Origin of the sequence: Acinetobacter sp. YH12219 (genome assembly GCF_013417875.1) — a bacterium.
Taxonomy (GTDB): Bacteria; Pseudomonadota; Gammaproteobacteria; order Pseudomonadales; family Moraxellaceae; genus Acinetobacter; species Acinetobacter amyesii.
Map to the genome: position 1 here is coordinate 11,757 of NZ_VPDC01000025.1, position 18,284 is coordinate 30,040.

The 18,284-nt window shown below is 37.3% G+C and carries 11 protein-coding genes; all 11 read left to right on the plus strand.

Annotated elements, in window-relative coordinates:
* Nucleotides 1-70 precede the first annotated feature (70 nt).
* The 11 genes from FTV04_RS14475 to FTV04_RS14525 all read left to right on the plus strand — a co-directional run bounded on the left by FTV04_RS14475 (nucleotide 71) and on the right by FTV04_RS14525 (nucleotide 18,275).
* Nucleotides 71-2,392, plus strand: coding sequence for a class I SAM-dependent DNA methyltransferase (locus FTV04_RS14475; protein ID WP_180090144.1), 2,322 nt, complete (start codon nucleotides 71-73; stop codon nucleotides 2,390-2,392).
* Complete coding sequence (locus FTV04_RS14480) at nucleotides 2,392-3,801, plus strand: restriction endonuclease subunit S (RefSeq protein ID WP_180090146.1); 1,410 nt, start codon at nucleotides 2,392-2,394, stop codon at nucleotides 3,799-3,801. The genes FTV04_RS14475 and FTV04_RS14480 overlap by 1 nt, the downstream gene beginning before the upstream one ends.
* Nucleotides 3,798-7,055, plus strand: coding sequence for a type I restriction endonuclease subunit R (locus FTV04_RS14485; RefSeq protein ID WP_180090148.1), 3,258 nt, complete (start codon nucleotides 3,798-3,800; stop codon nucleotides 7,053-7,055). Before FTV04_RS14480 ends, FTV04_RS14485 begins: the two co-directional genes overlap by 4 nt.
* Before the next feature lie 73 nt (nucleotides 7,056-7,128).
* Nucleotides 7,129-8,220 (plus strand): hypothetical protein, encoded by a 1,092-nt coding sequence (locus FTV04_RS16870; RefSeq protein WP_257221067.1) that lies wholly within the window; start codon nucleotides 7,129-7,131, stop codon nucleotides 8,218-8,220.
* On the plus strand, nucleotides 8,213-8,614 hold the full coding sequence (locus FTV04_RS14495) for a surface-adhesin E family protein (protein ID WP_130116376.1): 402 nt from the start codon (nucleotides 8,213-8,215) through the stop codon (nucleotides 8,612-8,614). Before FTV04_RS16870 ends, FTV04_RS14495 begins: the two co-directional genes overlap by 8 nt.
* 253 nt (nucleotides 8,615-8,867) lie before the next feature.
* On the plus strand, nucleotides 8,868-10,400 hold the full coding sequence (locus FTV04_RS14500) for a toxin-antitoxin system YwqK family antitoxin (protein WP_130116375.1): 1,533 nt from the start codon (nucleotides 8,868-8,870) through the stop codon (nucleotides 10,398-10,400).
* On the plus strand, nucleotides 10,393-11,088 hold the full coding sequence (locus tag FTV04_RS16655; protein WP_213073879.1) for a hypothetical protein: 696 nt from the start codon (nucleotides 10,393-10,395) through the stop codon (nucleotides 11,086-11,088). Before FTV04_RS14500 ends, FTV04_RS16655 begins: the two co-directional genes overlap by 8 nt.
* 206 nt (nucleotides 11,089-11,294) lie before the next feature.
* Nucleotides 11,295-13,484 carry an McrB family protein gene (locus tag FTV04_RS16875; protein ID WP_257221068.1) on the plus strand — a complete coding sequence of 730 codons (2,190 nt, stop codon included), beginning with the start codon at nucleotides 11,295-11,297 and terminating at the stop codon, nucleotides 13,482-13,484.
* A 13-nt stretch (nucleotides 13,485-13,497) separates the two neighbouring features.
* Nucleotides 13,498-14,778 carry an McrC family protein gene (locus tag FTV04_RS14515; RefSeq protein WP_180090151.1) on the plus strand — a complete coding sequence of 427 codons (1,281 nt, stop codon included), beginning with the start codon at nucleotides 13,498-13,500 and terminating at the stop codon, nucleotides 14,776-14,778.
* 558 nt (nucleotides 14,779-15,336) lie between these two features.
* A complete protein-coding gene (locus FTV04_RS14520) occupies nucleotides 15,337-16,815 on the plus strand; it encodes a hypothetical protein (RefSeq protein WP_257221069.1) in 1,479 nt (492 codons plus the stop codon).
* Nucleotides 16,812-18,275 carry a hypothetical protein gene (locus tag FTV04_RS14525; protein ID WP_180090154.1) on the plus strand — a complete coding sequence of 488 codons (1,464 nt, stop codon included), beginning with the start codon at nucleotides 16,812-16,814 and terminating at the stop codon, nucleotides 18,273-18,275. The genes FTV04_RS14520 and FTV04_RS14525 overlap by 4 nt, the downstream gene beginning before the upstream one ends.
* Nucleotides 18,276-18,284 lie beyond the last annotated feature (9 nt).

The following is an 18,284-nucleotide window of genomic DNA, read 5'->3' on the forward strand; positions in this document are numbered from 1 at the left end:
ATACTTTTCAGGCACAATCAACATTATAAATTTCAAGTTTTACAGCTACTTCGCTGGCGGTGTTTTTTAAATGACAAATAATAACTTTTCACAGACAGCAGCCTTCATTTGGTCGGTTGCAGATTTGCTCCGCGGTGACTTTAAGCAATCGCAATATGGACGTGTGATTTTACCGTTTACCTTGTTGCGCCGTTTAGAGTGTGTACTTGAGTCAAGCAAGGCAGATGTATTGGCAGCCAATGAAAAAGTAAAACAAATGCCGCTGCCCGAAGAAGCCAAAGAAAAGATGCTGCTCAAGGTTACAGGGGATATTAAGTTTTTTAATACTTCCGAACTTAATTTAGGCAGTCTTGGGCAAAAGGACATTCGTGCCAATTTGGTTAATTACATTCAGCACTTTTCTAAAGACGCGCGAGAGATTTTTGAGCATTTTAAGTTTGATGAATTTGTCGGTTTACTTGATGATGCCAACTTGCTGTATAAAGTGGTACAAAAATTTGCTGCAACAGACTTGAGTTATAGCGCCATATCCAACCATGAAATGGGCTTGGTGTTTGAAGAATTGATCCGCCGTTTTGCTGAAGGATCAAACGAAACCGCAGGGGAACACTTTACCCCACGTGACATTGTGCGTTTAACCACAGGCTTAGTGTTCGGTAAAGATGATGACGCTTTAACCAAAGAGGGCATTATCCGCACTGTATATGACCCAACAGCAGGTACGGGCGGATTTTTATCCTCAGGCACAGAGTATGTGCGTGAGCATAACCCTGATGCGGTGATTCGTGTCTATGGTCAAGAGTTAAACCCTGAGTCATACGCCATTTGTAAAGCCGATATGCTGATTAAAGGTCAGGATGTCAAAAACATTAAACTCGGCAATACGCTGTCTAATGACCAACTTGCCTACGACAAATTTGATTACATGCTATCAAACCCACCGTTCGGTGTGGATTGGAAAAAGATTGAAGACGATATTAAATCTGAGTATGAGCAAAAAGGCTTTGACGGGCGTTTTGGCGCAGGTTTACCGCGTGTGTCGGATGGTTCACTCCTATTTTTAATGCACTTGATGAGCAAGATGCGTCAGCCAGATGCAGAACACGAACAAGGCAGCCGTATTGGGATTATCCTCAATGGTTCACCGTTATTTACAGGTAGTGCAGGCAGTGGCGAGAGTGAAATCCGCCGTTATATTTTAGAAGCAGATTTGTTAGAAGCGATTATCGCGCTACCGACTGATATGTTCTATAACACAGGCATTGCCACATACGTTTGGGTACTGAGTAATAAAAAAGATGCTGAACGTCAAGGCAAAGTACAGCTTATAGACGGCAGTAACCTGTATAGCAAAATGCGTAAGTCACTTGGCTCAAAACGTAATGAAATGAGCGAAGATGATATTGCCCTGATTACGCGTACCTATGGCACTTTTGAGGTGATGGATGCCCGTGAATTGGATAAACCTGCCGAGGTAAAATCGAATCGTGGTCGTCAATCTGCAAGTCCTAAAATGGAAACGGCGAAGACTTTCTCAAGCAAGATTTTTAACAGCTATGAGTTTGGCTACCGCCGTGTGAGCATTGAGCGTCCGTTACGTTTATCGGCTCAGGTGAGTGATGAGCGTATTGCTACCTTACGTTTTGCTCCAAAGCCATTTAATGCCGTAATGCAAAAGCTATATGACGACTATGGCAGTACATGGACAGCAGACAGCTATGGTCAATTGGCTGAGTATGAAGCCGAGATTCGTGCGCTGATTAAAGCCGAATTTAGCGAACTGAAAGAAAAAGACATTAAAACCGTACTTGAGCCAAAACTCTGGTTAGAGCAACGTGCCTTACTCACCAAAGCCCAAGCCCTACAAGCCAAGATTGGCACGGCGCAGTTTGATGACTTTAATGCCTTTGATGAGGTACTGAAGCAAGCCTTAAAAGATGCCAACATCAAACTTGAAACTAAAGAAAAAAAGCAATTTATTGATGCCATTACATGGAAAAATGCCGATGCTGAACCTGTGGTGAATAAGGTTGTAAAAGGCGTAGAAAATCCGCTATATGGTCAGTTTGCATATAAAGGTAAAGTGGTTGAGTTTGTGCAAGATGGGGATTTACGTGATGCGGAAAACATTGCCTTAAATCCAAATGTCAGCACCACCGATTTAATTGAGTCTTATTTTAAGCGTGAAGTACAACCGCATGTACCTGATGCGTGGATCAATGCCGATAAGCGTGATGCATTAGATAATGAAATTGGCATTGTGGGTTATGAGATTCCGTTTAACCGTCATTTTTATGTGTATGAACCGCCAAGAGATTTAAGCGAGATTGATGCGGATTTGGATGCGGTGAGCCGTGAAATTATGGCACTTCTACAAGAGGTGCACTCTTAATGGCAAAGTATCAGAAATATACTGAATATAAAGATTCAGGTATTGAATGGTTAGGTGAGATTCCTAGTCATTGGGAAAGTAAAAAACTCAAGTATTTGTTAGATGATTTAGTGAGAGGTCCTTTTGGTAGTGCTTTAAAAAAAGATTTTTTTGTTGATTCTGGTTTTAAGGTATATGAGCAAAAAAACTGTATTCGTAATGATGTAAAAATTGGTGATTCTTATGTACCAAAGAAAATATATGAAGAATTAGAGCGCTTTAGTGTTAAACCTTATGATTTACTAATGAGTTGTTCAGGTACTATTGGTAAAGTTGTGCAAGTACCTGACCAATTTGAAATAGGAATTATTAATCAAGCATTATTGATTATGAGATTGGATTATAAATTCTTGAGTTCTCAATTTTTTTTATATTCATTCCGAAGCGATGATATACAAAATCAAATTAAAGATAATACTCAAGGTGGAGCTATGCAAAATCTTGTAGCTACCGATATATTTAAATCTATTAGTTTTGCAATCCCACCTATTATTGAACAAAACCAAATCGCCAATTTCCTCGACCATGAAACCGCAAAAATTGATAGCCTGATTACCAAACAAGAAAAGCTGATTGAACTGCTAAAAGAAAAGCGTCAAGCGGTGATTAGCCATGCCGTGACCAAAGGTTTAAATCCTGATGTAAATATGAAGGATTCAGGGGTGGAATGGTTAGGGCAAGTACCTGAGCATTGGAAAGTTGCACCTATTAAAAGAATCATTCAATTGATGGAACAAGGTAAAAGTCCTGAATGTGAAAATATTCCTGCAACATTGGAACAATGGGGTGTATTGAAAACAAGTTGCGTGAATAATGGTATTTTTCACTCTCAACAAAATAAAGCCTTACCTGAACATACGAAGCCCCATACTCAGTATCAAGTAAAAGCAGGTGATGTACTTATGTCGCGTGCAAGTGGTTCAATTAATTTAATTGGGTCGGTTGCTTTAGTTCCGAATGATGTACAAGAAAATTTATTACTTTCAGATAAGATTTTCCGTATTCATTTAACCAAAGACTGTGATGCAAGATTTTTTACACTTTTAATGGCAACACCATATATGCGTACACTGATTGAACGAGCAATTAGTGGTGCAGAAGGTATGGCAAATAACATTACTAAAACCTCAATTTTGGAGTTTGTTTCGGCAATTCCACCTTTAAAAGAACAAGTAGAATTAGTTGAATATCTAGCAAAAAAAATACAGGCATTTGATTCATTGGTTGTTAAAGCGAGTCAAGCAATTGAACTAATGCAAGAACGCCGTACAGCGCTTATATCCTCTGCGGTTACAGGCAAAATTGACGTTCGCAATTGGCAAAACCCAAACCATAATAACAATGAGGCGAATACGGAGCTTGGCGCATGAGAAAGGATGCAACTTTAGAAACGGAATTCCAACAAGACATCATTGCCCAAATGCAGTCGCACGGTTGGCAACTTGGCTCAGGTACAGGCTATAACCGAGAAAAAGCCCTTTATACCCAAGACCTATTGGACTTTGTACAAAAGACTCAAGAGATTGAGTGGCAAAAGTTTAAAGGCATTTTCCCCAATGACACCGAACGCCATTTTTTAGACACCGTAGAAGCACAACTAAAAAAAGCTGACATTAACGCCACCGATGCCCAATCCCGTAGTTATGGCACATTGGGCGTGTTGCGTCATGGTATTCGTACTCGTGGTTGCCGTTTTTCATTTTGTCAGTTTAAACCTGAACATGGCTTAAACCCTGAACTGAATGAACGCTATAAGCAAAACATTTGCCGTGTAGTGCCTGAACTGGTTTATAGCCCATACGCCAATAAAGCCGAACTTGAGGCAACAGGCAAACAAGCCAAAAAATGGCGTATCGACCTTGTGCTGTTTATTAATGGCTTTCCTGTGGCAACCATGGAGTTAAAGTCAGAGTTTAAACAAGCGGTGCAAAATGCAATGGCACAGTACCGGAAAACTCGCTTACCGAAAGACCCTGAAACCAATAAGCCTGAACCGCTTTTAATGTTTAAACGGGGTGCATTGGTGCATTTTGCTGTGAGTCAGTATGAAGTGTATATGGCAACGCATCTTAATGGGGATAGTACCTATTTCTTACCCTTTAACAAAGGAACCAAAGAGCAAGGTGCAGGCAATGACATTCCTGAAAATATCCATGAATACGCCACAGGCTATTTATGGAATGAAGTTTTAACGCCTGATCGCTTGCTGAATATCATCGGCAATTTTATTCATCTACAAATTGAAGAAAAAGAAGATTGGGAAGGTAAAAAATACAAAAAAGAAAGCCTGATTTTCCCACGTTATCACCAATGGAAAGTCGTGACCCAATTGGTTGAGGATTCCTTAAAGGAAGGCACAGGACAAAAATACCTGATTCAGCACAGTGCAGGTTCGGGTAAATCCAACTCCATTGCATGGACGGCGCATCAGCTTTCTAGCCTATACGATGCTAACAATAAAAAGCAGTTTGATTCGGTGATTGTGGTGACAGACCGCACCATCTTAGATGCACAGCTACAAGACACTATTCATCAATTTGAACATGCCGATGGCGTGGTGGGTCGTATTAATAATAAAGAAGGTGATGGTTCAAAATCGGAGAAACTCGCTAAAGCCTTAGAAATGGCACAGCCGATTATTATTGTCACCATTCAAACGTTCCCATTTGTACTGCGTGCGATTGAGAACAGCACCAGTCTGAAAGAACGCAAATACGCCGTGATTGCTGATGAAGCGCATTCATCACAAAGTGGTTCCACGGCGCGTCAGCTTAAAGAAACCTTGATGGTGGAAGAACGTCTTGATGATGACAGCTTATCGACAGAAGATATGCTTGATGCGGTGATGGCATCACGTAAAGGCAGTGATAATTTAAGTTTCTATGCCTTTACTGCAACGCCAAAAGATAAAACCTTACAGCTTTTTGGTCGTCTGCCTGATCCAACGATGCCACCATCAAAAACCAATTTACCTCAGGCGTATCATGTCTATTCCATGCGCCAAGCGATTGAAGAAGGCTTTATTTTGGATGTACTGAAAAACTACACCAACTATAAAGTCATCTATCAGCTTAAGCAGAAGATTGAAGAAAAAGACGATACGGTAGATGCCAAAAAAGCCAAGATTAAGCTCAATCAATGGGTACGTTTGCATGATTACAACATCTCGCAAAAAGTCGCAGTCATCATTGAACATTTTAAAAAGAATGTGATGGGCTTACTCAATAACCAAGCCAAAGCCATGGTGGTCACAAGCTCACGTAAAGAAGCCGTGCGCTATAAACAAGCCTTTGATAAATACATCACGGAACAGAAATACCCAAACATTCAAGCGATGGTAGCTTTTTCGGGTGAAGTGGAATTCAATGAGAATGATTCAGACAGTAGCCATCTATTGGGTCAGAAGTTTACTGAAAGTAATATGAACCCAAATTTGAAAGGTCGGGAGATGCGTAAAGCATTCGATAGCGATGACTTTCAGGTGATGATTGTGGCGAATAAGTTCCAAACAGGCTTTGACCAACCGAAACTCTGTGCCATGTACGTGGATAAGAAATTGGGTGGGGTGGAGTGCGTACAAACACTGTCTCGCTTAAACCGTACTTATCCAACCAAAGCGCAAACAGGCACATTTGTGTTGGACTTCTTTAATGAACCACAAGACATTTTAGATGCCTTCCAACCGTACTACCAAACCGCAGAATTGGCAGATGTATCTAATCCTGATCAAGTGTATGACTTGTTTGAAAAGCTTAAATCAGCAGGGATTTTCCTGTGGACCGAAGTAGAACAATTTGCCGATGCTTTCTATGCCAAAAACAAATCACCTGCCGCAGTGGCAAATATCTGTAAGCCTGCTTTACAACGCTGGGATCAAAGCTATAAACAAGCGGTGAATGATTATGATGTCACCAAGAACCGCTTAGAGATCACCAAGCGCACCAATGAACCTGTACTCATTGCCAATGCAGAAAATGAATTTGCGGATGCAAAGAAAGCACGTGATGGCTTAGAAATCTTTAAAAAGGACTTGGGTAGCTTTAGCCGTTTTTATGAGTTTATGTCGCAGATTGTGGACTATGACGATAAAGACCTTGAGAAGTTGAGCCTATACGCACGTGCCCTACGTCCAATGCTACGTGAACAAATTGCTGATGAGGATGTGATTGACTTAAGTAATGTGGAAATGACGCATTACCGCTTATCTAAGCTTCGTCAGCAGGATATTCAGCTTCAAGCGGATAGCACTGAGCATAAGTTAGAACCTGCGAATGATGTGGGGACAGCAAAGGCGAAGGAGAAGAAAGAGGATTTCTTGTCGCAAATTTTGCGCCGTGTGAATGAGTTATTTGTGACGGATAACTTAACGGATCAGGATATGATTAATTATGCCTATACGGTTGCCGATAAGATGGCTGAAAACACCCGTATGATGACGCAGATTCATAACAACCCACGTGAGCAAGCGATGCTCGGTGAGTTTGACACGGCGCTTGATGATGCAGTGTTAGATAGTAATGCAGCGCATATGGAGCAAATGACACAGTTGATGAGCGATCCTGCCAAGATGAAGCAGTTTGCGCATATTATTTATGATGTGTTGGTGAATAGGGACCGTCAGTAGTAAGTTCAAAGTTAAATTTTAATACAAGGTCATTTTTATAAACTTATTAAATCTGAAATGATGTAGGGGCGTTATGGCATATTTCTTGGGGTTTTTATATCTAGCGGCATATATAGTGATTTACGTGTCATTGTTATTGCTGCCTTATTATGTTGCTTATTCTATTATCGAACCTCATAGCTTTTTGGGTGTAGTGGGTGTATTTATTTTAGGCTCAGTAATCGTACCTCTAACTTTAGGGGTGGCATTTTTAGTATTTGGAAGCTTTTTTGTCGCTTTTGATAAATTTAAAGAAAAAATAGCTCAAAACCCTCAATCACAACCTTTATCTGAATATAGTAACGAAAGCTCACCATTAGATGTAACGCCTAAACCAGAAAAGGAAAGTTCAAAGGGTGTTTGGATTTTTTCAATTTTAGGTATTGGGGTATTAGCAACAATATTATTTGTTGGCTCTATAGTAACTAAAAAAACTGAAGAGCCTAGTGCTGATTATGAAACAGCTCCTTATGAAGAATCTGCGGATGATACCTCAACACATTATCTTTACACTGATACATCTAATGATGAAATAACTGATCCTTATTTAGCTAATACTACGATTACAGATAATTATAGCTACATGAATGATGCTGTAGATGAATTTTTAGAGATACTGTCAGATTCGGGAATTTCGGGAGTGGCTAGAAGTGTTCGTGATTGTTATGTAAATACAGAAATTGATAACCTCTATTGTCTTTATCTAGATAATGCTGCAAGACTCATGGATAATGCTGTTGCTAATCAGATGGGTTTCAATCGCGATGAGTATTTGAGAGATGATAGGGTTTTAGCTCGAAATCAAAAGTATTATTATATACCTACGAATACAAGTCATTTGGCATCTGATCATCAAAAAACAATTGAAATTCAATTGATAAGCCTGCTAAATAAAAAGGTACAAGCAAGAAGACATAAATCTGACACTAATAGTGGTATATCTACAGAAAACTCAGCCTCATATTCTCATAATAATTCTTATGATTCTCGTTTAGGTGTTGAGATGAGTCAGAATTTTAATAAAATTACCAATAATGCACCTGAACAGCTAGAGCCTGAATCGGTAGCAAATGGTGGTGATACTGGGGCAGAAGAGAATAATGAATTAGAGGTTGGTTATGAATAAGTTATTTTTGGCAATAATAGTATGCGGTATTTCATCTGTTCAAGCATCTGAATGGGAATATTTAGGTGAAACGGATGAATTTAGATATGAGCTGGATCGGCAAAGTATCCGAAAAATACCAACTGGTTATTCAACTATATCGAGTAATGTTACTCAATTTTGGGTAAAAAAAATCGTTATTAATGATATTTCAAAAGATGGGCTGGGACTGGGTGATTATACTAAAAATTTGTACCATGTAAATTGTAGTGCAGATCTCTTAGGATTTAAAACCGAAGTTAAATACAAAGGGAATAGAGTTATTGATAGCTATACAGATTCGTATGTGAAAATGACACCTATTATTCCCGATACAGTTGGTTCAAGTTTTGCTAAGGCAATATGTGATCATTGATGTATGGTGAGTTGGTAGTTAAAGGCAAGTGATCACGTTTATGGGCGACCCTGCTAAGATGAAGTAGTTCTCTCATATTATTTATGATGTGTTGGTAAATAGTCGGTAAGATATCTGAAAATTAGTTATTCATATCTCATTATTAAGATTGGGCTTATGCTTAAAATCGTTATAGAAAAAATAACATGAACGGCGACGTTTTAGTTCGTACTTCATAGTAGTTGGTTTATGTAATATAAAGTAGGGGGGAAGGATGTTAAATGAAATTTTAATAATGATTGGGGTTTTGCTAGTAATAGTTATTAGCTTATTTCTTTTTAAGAAACCTTCTGGAAAAAAGATAGAGGAATATTGGGATTCTGGACAGTTAAAGCGTAAATATTATTACAAGGATGGTTTGGGATGTGTGGGAAAAGATTTATTTTTTTTTCGAAATGGTAAATTAAATAAATCTAGAAATTGGAAAAACGATAGCCTCGAAGGTGTTTTTGAAATTTTTTATAGTACTGGCCAAAAATACATAAAAGGAAGCTATAAATTTGGAAAATATGATGGAAAATATGTGGTTTTCGATAAAAAAGGTAAATTAATCTTAGAATGTATGTTTAAAAATGGGCAATTGTTAAATAAAGTTGAACATGTTGATAGTCAAATTTTTAGGACAAAACTGCAATTAGAAAATAATGTTGAATCTAGTGAGATTAGAGAAAAATTTCAGATTGCAAAAAGAGAGTATGCATATAGTAAATCTATAGAAGAAACAAAAGATTCAGCTAAAAACGAAGCAGGTATTTTATCCGGTATCAAAAAAATAGGGAAAGTAGCGACGGGAATACAGGGTATTCAAGATAGATCAAGTGCTAGTAACATACAAAATATTTGTGAAAAGTATTACCAAAGGGCTTTCGATTTAACAGAAGAAAAAAGGGAGCTTCTGAATACTCATATTAATCGATTTGGAAGATATAGACTTGATGCTCTACATAATACTACGGGTAGATTTCTAGGTTTACTTAAAGATATGCAACAAGAAAATAAGATAAAGGAATATAAGATCTTAGAAGGTATAGGACTGACGACAAGTGTCATTGAAAAAATGGAAAAAATTGATATGGCAGCATCTAAGGCACTTGCCAATTCAGCTGCAGTTGGCACTTTAGGAGCGGCCGCGGCAATGGGAACTCCAGCTCTAGTCACATCAGCTGTTGGAGCTTTAGCCACGGCTTCTACAGGAACTGCAATTAGTAGTTTAAGCGGGGTTGCTGCGACAAATGCAACTTTAGCTTGGCTAGGAGGTGGGAGTATTGCTGCTGGCGGAGGTGGAATGGCTGCTGGAGCTACAGTTCTGACGGGAATTACAGCGGGTGCAACAGCAGGCGTAGGTTTACTTGCTGCGGGTTTACTTGCTTCGACGCATTACTCTAAAAAATTAACTGAAAGTAAAGAGTATCAAGCTAAAATAGAGACTGAAGTTGAGAACATACAAAAATTATGGGTTTTACTTGATGGTATTGCAAAAAGATCAAATGAATTACAAGAGGTCACATATCAATTAGAGGATACTATTATTAGGCAGTTAGATTTACTAGATCCATTAAGTATTGATTATAATACAAACGATGAATATTACACTTCTACATTCCAAAAAGTGGCAATCTTAATTAAATCTATGAGTGAATTAGCTCAAACTCCATTGTTAGATGAAAATGGGAATACTTCTGCTGAAAGTACAACAATTATAGAAAATACTTATTCGATATTAAATACGGAGTTAGCACATGTCTAAATCTCAAAGTTTTTATGAAGCAGCAAAGCAAAAGATTAAAGAGCAGGTATCTGAATTTATCGATCAAAATAAAGGTAAAATAAAAATATCAGTGGAAAAAGTTGTCGATGAAGGGGTTAAAAGTTTTCAAGATGCAGCAATAAATAAAGCTGATGATTTTATGAATTTTAAGAAGAAAAATAAAGATATAAACTCTAATAATAGTAAAGACCAAGTTCAAAATAATAGAGAAAAAGTGGTAGTAAAAGCAGAAAATGATTTTGATGATCAGGTCAGAAAAGACTTGGTTGGAACTGTCAAAAGTATAGCTGCAGGAAACCCTGCTGAGGCTGCACAAGTATTAAAACGTTTTATCGAGGTAGCGGGTGATGTAGCAAAATTTACTGAACAACAGAAAACAGTAAGAAAAGATATTGAAGCCAAGAGAGATAAAGATATTGCTCAAATTCAAGCCCAAAAAGAAATTATCATGAAATATTTGGATAAGTCCTTCGATGAAAGAAAAGAAAACTTTTCAAAACTTTTCCAAGTAATAGACCATGCAATATCAAATAATAATATGCAACAATTAGCAATGGGTTTAGATAGTATAAATCAATTAGCAGCTACCTCTCCATTTAAAACTTTAGCAACACTAGAATCTACAAATGAAGCTATTAAAGATAAAAATCATATATGGGATTTTTAAATTAAATAGCTCTAAGGATAAAAGTGGTTAGAAATATGGTTTACCTCATGTGGCAGATCAACATTAAGATGATATCACTGAGTTGTGTCGACATATTTGGATCAAATAACGTAAGCATGGTTGAGTTTGTCGAAAAACTCAACCCAATGAAATTACATTTAAAGCAGTAAAGAAAAAAATTTAAAGTGAGGGAGATTCCGTATTTTATGAACTATTGGATGTTAGGGGCAGATTGGGATGGTGATGATCAAACATCCAATTTTATTGAACAAGGTATTTGGCAAAATGGATATACCGATAAATTTTTAGATACTGTTAAAAAAGTACAAGTTGGTGATAAGGTTGCTATTAAAACTGTTTATGTCCAAAAGAATAATTTGCCCTTTAATAATTTTGGCTGTGATGTCAGTTGCATGAAGGTAAAAGTCATTGGCGAAGTGACTGAAAATGTGGGGGATGGACGTACATTAAAAGTAAAATGGGAGCCACTGGCTCAAGAACACCTCATTTATCTTTATACATATTGGCATACGATTATGCGTATTGCCCGTCCATTTGTTAAAGAATGGATTTTTGATAAAGTGCCACAAAATTATACTGAATTAGAAGAAATTTATAAGAAAAAATCAGGACGAGTAGAAGATAAATTATCTGATGAGCAAATATTAGATCACTTTAAAACAGTCGATGGCTATTTAGAAATAATACAAAATGAGGCGCATAAATCACTCTTTTTAGAACTTATTCGTTTTATGCATGATATTCCGCTTGATTGGTGGATTACACAAAGTGATAGTAAGCATCAAATTCGATTCGGTGAAAACAAAAGTTATAACGGGGTACATAGCACTAATCGTATTCTAGGCTTCTTAGATTTTAAGCCCGAAGGATTATTTTTAACATCAAATCAGGATGATTTTTTCTCTGCACAAGAACGTATTCATTTAACGCATGAAGTATTGAATGAATTAAAAAAAGGTGACTTTGTTGCAATTGATAAGGAAAGAGAACCTTTTATTGGCTATTTGCCGAATGACTATATAGATAATACGATGATGGAAAAAACCATAGAACATACAGATCAAACAGTACACCCTTTAAATCGTATTTTATTTGGTGCCGCAGGTACAGGTAAAACCTTTCACAGTATTAACCATGCCTTATCAATTATTGAAAATAAGCCCCTCGAAGTTTTAGAGGAAGAAGATCGCACGGCTTTAAAAACACGGTTTGATCAGTATAAAGAGCAAGGTCAGATTAAGTTTGTCACTTTCCATCAAAGCTTTAGCTATGAGGATTTTGTTGAAGGGATAAGGGCTGAGAGCCAAAAAGATGAATTGGGTAAATCTGAGATTACGTATCCTATAGCTTCGGGCGTATTTAAGAGTATTTGTTCACTTGCGTCTGAGGGGGAGTTTGATTCAACTACATCTAACTATGAAGAATTAATAAATATTGTAGTAGATAATTTATTAAGTAAATTAAAAAATGATGAATTGGTTGTGCTCCAAACTAAAACTGGTAAGAAGTTTAGTCTACATCAAGGATCTGGTGATAAAAATATTGTCTACAGAACAACATCTGGTTATAGCAATTCTATTTCAATTGCGAGTTTAAAAAAAGAATTGAAGTTAGAACAAGAAGAGAGAAAAACCCACCCAGTATATGAACCAAAACTTGTTGAATTTTTACAAGAAGACATAAAAAAAATAATGCGGAAACAAAATCCATTAAAACCTCCCTATGTTCTCATTATTGATGAAATCAACCGTGGCAATATTTCACGTATCTTTGGGGAGTTAATCACGTTAATTGAGGATTCAAAACGCCAAGGTGCTGAAGAAGAGTTATCAGTGACATTGCCATACTCGAAAGAAGAATTCTCTGTCCCAAGTAATGTCTACATCATTGGAACAATGAATTCATCGGATCGTTCTTTAACAGGTTTAGACATAGCTTTGCGTCGTCGCTTCACCTTTATTGAAATGCCACCGAAGCCAGAGTTGTTGAGTGATATTGAGGTGGAAGGTCTGAACATTGCTGAGCTGTTAAAAGTCATCAATCAACGTATTGAAGTGCTGTTAGACCGTGACCATTGTATTGGTCATGCCAATTTCATGAGCTTAAATAAAGATCGTACTCGTGAGCATTTAGCTGTAATTTTTAAACAAAAACTTATTCCACAACTGCAAGAATACTTTTTTGATGATTGGGCAAAAATCAATATGGTGTTAAATGCCAATGGTATGTTAAAGCCTCAACCTATTGAGCGCACTGCATTATTTCCAAATGTAGATAGTGATTCAGATGGATTCTTTGAAGAACAAAAGATATGGGAACTGAACGATATTGCATTTGATTCAATCGCTAGCTTTAGCAAAATCATCAAGCACTAATCAGGGGATATTTATGCCTGATTTTACCGTCCGAGAATATGCCTTTATCAGTGTTGCTTATGCAGATTGTCCTAAATCTAGCTTAGACCATGCTTATATTCCTGAAAAAGCATTTGAGCATCTGTGTGAACTTGCTGCATCCTTTTCTAAACACGGCGCGAAAGTATTTGAACTTACAGGACGTAGAAAGCTAAAGCTGGATCAATATGTGGGTGTAATTGAAACACCGTGTGGCACACGTATAGAGATATTACCGAAGCATGTAGAGCTTAATGGGGTAAATGATAAAAAAGTAATACAAGACGAGCGAGAACTTCTTCAAAAAATGCTGAGTGTTTCACTACATTTACCATATAGAGAAGCAGGAGACGCCAATTTAAACCGCTTTAAACAACCTTTGCATGAATGGATCATGACAGAGTTTCTTGCGTCATTTGAGCGTTTAGTACAACGTGGTCTACGTTTTGATTATAACCGTGTGCAAGAGGAACAAAAGTTTTTACGTGGGCAATTACAGCATGTGAAATATATGCGTCAGCCACCTACAAAGAAACATATCTTTCCAATTGAGCATGATATTTATGAGGTGAATCGACCTGAAAATAGGTTGATACGTACAGCCTTAGAAGTGGTGTGTAAAAAGACTAAAGACACAAGTAATTGGAAATTGGCGCAAGAGCTGCGACTCATGACTAATGAGATCCCTCGAAGCCACAAAATTAAGCAGGACTTTAGGCAATGGCAGTCAGGGCGCTTACTTGCTTTGTATGCTGAGATCAAACCTTGGACGGAGTTAATCTTAGGTGAATACATGCCTGTATCTACTCAAGGAGAGTGGCGTGGCATGAGCTTACTCTTTCCGATGGAAAAGCTATTTGAGCACTATGTTGCTTATCATCTACGCCGTAACTTACCTGACTATACTGTGAAGACACAGCATGCGACGGAGCATATTTGTCAGCATCAACAACGCAGTATTTTTAAGCTTAAGCCGGATATTTTCATTCAGTGTCCAGATGACAAGCCGATTGTAATGGATACTAAGTGGAAGCTGATAGATCAAGGTGATCGAGCTGGACGTTATGGTTTGAAAGATAGTGATATTCAGCAAATGTTTGCCTATAGCTACTATTACCTCAAACATGACAGTAATGTTGTACTTGTCTATCCATATCGGAAGGACAAGTTTACGCAGCCATTAGATGACTTTGAGTTTAGGCTCACCGCTAGTGCAAAACTACGTGTCATACCGTTTAATGTAGATGATCCACAGAGTTTTAAGGTGGTTGATTGAGGTTTACAGGTTTTATCTAATTGGTTAAGCATGTTTTTATCAAGTAGTGTTTTAGTGGTTTTCACCTGTTACTTGGATCTAGTATATGTCGGTGGAATTCGCTTTTGCTTCGAGGGTAGAGGAAGCAGTCTAAATTTTTAGAAAAGTAAAATATATAAGTCATAAAACCTTTTCGGTTGCGTTTCTTTTGTATGCAGGCGTTACAAGACTAAAGCCTAGAGCATTAACTCTGGGCTTCATTCATGATCTTTGGGTAAAAAATAGGTAATACATTAGCAATATGACTGAATAAATATTTGTTGTTGTTAGTAATTTTAGGCGAGTTAAACTGCCACCACCACTTTCACACTAAAATTAAGATCATTTAGACTAAATTGCAAATGCGACAATTGGATAAGGAGTAAATCTCATTTGTTTAAAAATTGTTAAAAAATATTTAATTATTGTTAAGTTTAACTTAAGTATTTAATTTTATTAAAAAAAAATCAAATAAATGGTTTGAAAGTGAAAAAAAATGTCTAGAATGTTGCAAAAGAAATTCAAAATATGGGGTGTGTCTTGGTTCATGATCACGATAAGACAGTGTGGAACTTAGCATCTGGTACTTGGATGCGAGATGAGACAGTGGGTTATATTTTAAAAAGTACGCCAAATTCAAATGTTGAAAATCATGTGAATCCTCACTTTGTTCAGCAGATGCTGAACTTGCCAACTTTGGCTGGAAAAGTGTATCCACCTGAGTTTTTATACGATCCCGAAACAGGTACCCCTTTAGAAAAAAAGCAGGTTGATTCAGAAGCATATTGGCTTCCGCCTTATGGACAGGGACGACATTATGATGATAATCGTCAATACATGGATAGCCATGGCTTACAGTTAAGTCATCAACTTAAAAAATTAAAGAATGAGCCACAGATTGATGCTGATACAGAACAGAAAATAAAAATGCCACCAAGAGGTATTTTTGAATTTGTGTCGATCAAAGCCAGTACAGATATTCCTCAACTCGTGGCATACAATAAAGTTAATGGCAATCTCTTGATTTGGAGTCAAGACAATCAGGAATGGTTGGAATTAAAAGCAGTTGAACGTCGTTTAGAGCGTTGTCCAGAAAAATTGGAAGAATATTTGCAACTTTTAGGCGTTGTAAATGATGCTGGTATTCAGTGCTTATATATTCCAACCAAAGCAGGTTTAGCACGAGTCACCATTGAAGGTTTGTCATTGACCTATCGTGCTGAGTATATCACCCCACTTAATAGTCCATGTTTAGGTACACCGGTTTATTGGAATAAAAAGATTTTAATACCAATTTTAATTGATGATCAGGTTAAAATTTTTGATGTCACGAATCAGATAGAGATTTTGTTGAATGAACAAACCTCTGAAATTTATTTTGAAAAAGTTGTTTATGACACTAGACGTATTATTTGGGTCGGTACGTCAGGGCAATTGATTTTAAAATATAAAATCTCTGATGATGAAGCACTCAATATCGTCTATAAAATGTGGCTACCAAGCTACACGCCTGATTTCCGTTTTGGTGCACCGTATGATGATCAAAAAGGGAGTTTTTATCAATTTGGTAAAACTCAAAGTAATGAAAAAGGTCCTTTATGTTATATCGAATTAGATTCTGAAGACCAACTCGAAAAAACGCCATCATTCCGTTTTACCACAGGTATATCAAAGTTCGGCCTAGATGGTAAATTGGAAATCAAACAAGATATTTGGAAAGAAGCAAGTGTAGTCGAATCAACTCATCGTTTTACAGTTCCAATGATTGAAGATGAGAAAAAAGAGTTAATTTTAGGATTCAGCTTCGATACAGATACCAATATCGGTATTGAACAAAAACTTGCAGATGACACAAAGCAAGACATTAAATTATTTATAGATACACATGATGGGCTAATTGATTTTCATCGTGTTCAAGTAGAAAAGCCATTACATTCAAAATTTTTTATTCATCAGAATGTTTTGTATTTCTATAACCCGAGCTTAAATGACATCTTAGGTTGGGAGTTGGTTGCATGAAACACATTGGTTTAATGGTTGCTGTGAGTTTAGCTTCAACGCTCACTTGTGCGGGTCAGCATGCATTTTTAGTCCAAAACTCTGGTTGGATGGAGCCATTTTACCAGGATCAAAACTCTCAATTAAAACCGCTGGTTAATGCAGTGGTTCAAACGGTAACGCAGCCCAATGATACGGTTGCGGTTTCCATGTTTAACCAAAGTAACACAACTGCCCAATCACCTGTATTGATTTATCAAGGGGCAGGTAAACAAAATGTCAGTCAGCAACTCAGCCAACAGGGGATTGCCAAAAAATCTGATAAAGCCTATGCAGACACAGATTTTAAAGAAGCTGTCGTTGCCACGATTACAGGTCCATTTGAGAAAAAGTCAGGCATTATCTGGATTTTTACTAACAATAAAAATAGTCCTAATAATGATGAGGCAACGGCTGAACGCAATAAAGAGTTTTATGAGTTAGTTCACTTAGATCCAGCTATAAATAAAGTAATGGCTTATCCATTAAGAATGCCTGTACAAGGGACACATTTTAATGCATCAGGACTAATGGTTTATGTATTGGCTTATGGTGAGCAGGCAGAAGCTGAGTTAAACCATTTGGTAAAATCAGGTCAGATGGAAAAAGTGTTTACCCAACAGCCTGCATTATTAAAGCCTTTAGATAAAGAACCTGTTCAGCTCATTCCGACAGGTGTAAAAAACTCATCAACGATTCAGGCCTCTTTGGCAGCAGATCAGAAAACTTTGGTCTTTAATTTAGAGCCTAAAGATGTCATTCCTGAGTTAAAACTCACAGCAGATCTGAAAAACAAATTTTATCCTTACAATATTGCAGCAACTCGTGTTGAAGCAAAATTAAGATTAGCAAATGGAATGCAAGCACCGATTCAGATTTCTGAAACGGATATCCGTTTGATGACTAAGGATAATACCAAGCTCGAGTTTCAGGTGCCAATTCCTTCGCATTTAATTGTGTCCCCATGGTCTTGGGAAGTGTTTAAGGCAATGGGTAAGGCAGTTACGATTCCTGCAAATATTGACGTGACGCTGTATGAGCAAAAATTAAGTTTATCGGAAGAGTTTAAACAGAATCTTCAGTCTTTATTTCCTGGGGATCCTTTGTCTGATGTTTTTGTTGCACCACAAAGCATTCAATCTTCTACGGCAACTATTCCTGTTCAATTCCGCTTGCAATATCCATTATGGCCTGTCGTGGTCATGATCACTGGACTCTTATTGGCTATTGTGCTGAGTCTTTTGGCTTTGGCACTTGGTTCTAAACGTAAAAAATATGATGTTTGGGTGAATGGGTTAAAGAAACAGACAATCCAATTAAAACCATTTTCAAAAATGAGCGTGTATGGAGAAGCAGGTAAAGAAATTGCCATTGTGAAACGTGGTATTTCGGATGCATCCGTACATGTAATCGATAAAGAATTTAGTGTAACACTTCGTTAAATATCAAAG

Excerpts from the sequence above, each read along its gene's own strand:
- FTV04_RS14515 (WP_180090151.1), top strand. The coding sequence starts at position 13,498 with ATGCCTGATTTTACCGTCCGAGAATATGCCTTTATCAGTGTTGCTTAT.
- FTV04_RS14525 (WP_180090154.1), top strand. The coding sequence starts at position 16,812 with ATGAAACACATTGGTTTAATGGTTGCTGTGAGTTTAGCTTCAACGCTC.
- FTV04_RS14500 (WP_130116375.1), top strand. The coding sequence starts at position 8,868 with ATGTTAAATGAAATTTTAATAATGATTGGGGTTTTGCTAGTAATAGTT.
- FTV04_RS16870 (WP_257221067.1), top strand. The coding sequence starts at position 7,129 with ATGGCATATTTCTTGGGGTTTTTATATCTAGCGGCATATATAGTGATT.
- FTV04_RS14480 (WP_180090146.1), top strand. The coding sequence starts at position 2,392 with ATGGCAAAGTATCAGAAATATACTGAATATAAAGATTCAGGTATTGAA.
- FTV04_RS14495 (WP_130116376.1), top strand. The coding sequence starts at position 8,213 with ATGAATAAGTTATTTTTGGCAATAATAGTATGCGGTATTTCATCTGTT.
- FTV04_RS14485 (WP_180090148.1), top strand. The coding sequence starts at position 3,798 with ATGAGAAAGGATGCAACTTTAGAAACGGAATTCCAACAAGACATCATT.
- FTV04_RS16875 (WP_257221068.1), top strand. The coding sequence starts at position 11,295 with ATGAACTATTGGATGTTAGGGGCAGATTGGGATGGTGATGATCAAACA.
- FTV04_RS16655 (WP_213073879.1), top strand. The coding sequence starts at position 10,393 with ATGTCTAAATCTCAAAGTTTTTATGAAGCAGCAAAGCAAAAGATTAAA.
- FTV04_RS14475 (WP_180090144.1), top strand. The coding sequence starts at position 71 with ATGACAAATAATAACTTTTCACAGACAGCAGCCTTCATTTGGTCGGTT.